The organism is Pedococcus sp. P1_H8 (assembly GCF_056405175.1).
This window is the reverse complement of record NZ_JBFUCP010000061.1, coordinates 1-615: the sequence shown is the minus strand read 5'-3', so window position 1 is coordinate 615 and position 615 is coordinate 1. Positions and strand designations below refer to the sequence as shown.

Sequence of the window (615 nt, the reverse complement as noted above, 5' to 3'; positions counted from 1 at the left end):
GCATATTGCGGTCCGGTCCGAGGGGGCCCCGCGGTTGGCGGGTCTCCGCGCGGCTTCGCTTGGACGAAGGAGAGAGCACGTGATTCGTGTGCTGTTGGTCGACGATCAATCCCTGCTGCGAATGGGATTTCGGCTGATCCTGGAGGCCGAGTCCGATATCGAGGTGGTCGGCGAGGCCGGGGACGGCGCGGCCGGGGTCCGGATGGCGGCGGCCCTCGAACCGGACGTCGTGATGATGGACGTCCGGATGCCTGCCATGGACGGCATCGCGGCCACCGCCGCCATTCTCGACGCCCAGCCCGCCTCCAAGATCCTGATCCTCACCACCTTCGATGTCGACCAGTACCTCTATGCCGGCCTGAAGGCCGGTGCCAGCGGGTTTCTGCTCAAGGACGCGCCCCCAACGGCTCTACTCGCCGCGATTCGCACGGTGGCCGACGGGGAGGCCGTGCTCGCTCCGACCGCGACCCGACGCCTGATCGACCAGTTCATGCCGCTTCTGCCCGAACCGGACCGGCAGGCCCGGCGCGACACGGTGCTCAACGCGCTCACCGACCGGGAGCGGACGGTGTTCGCCGGGCTCGCGGCAGGCCGGTCGAATCGCGAGATCGCGGG

The 615-nt window shown here is 69.3% G+C and carries 1 protein-coding gene; it reads left to right on the top strand.

Annotation, left to right across the window (positions count from 1 at the left end; all coding sequences use genetic code 11):
• Window positions 1–79: 79 nt before the first annotated feature.
• Window positions 80–615 (top strand): response regulator (locus AC1DYG_RS18825; protein WP_477641395.1); only part of this gene is annotated, 536 nt, incomplete at its 3' end.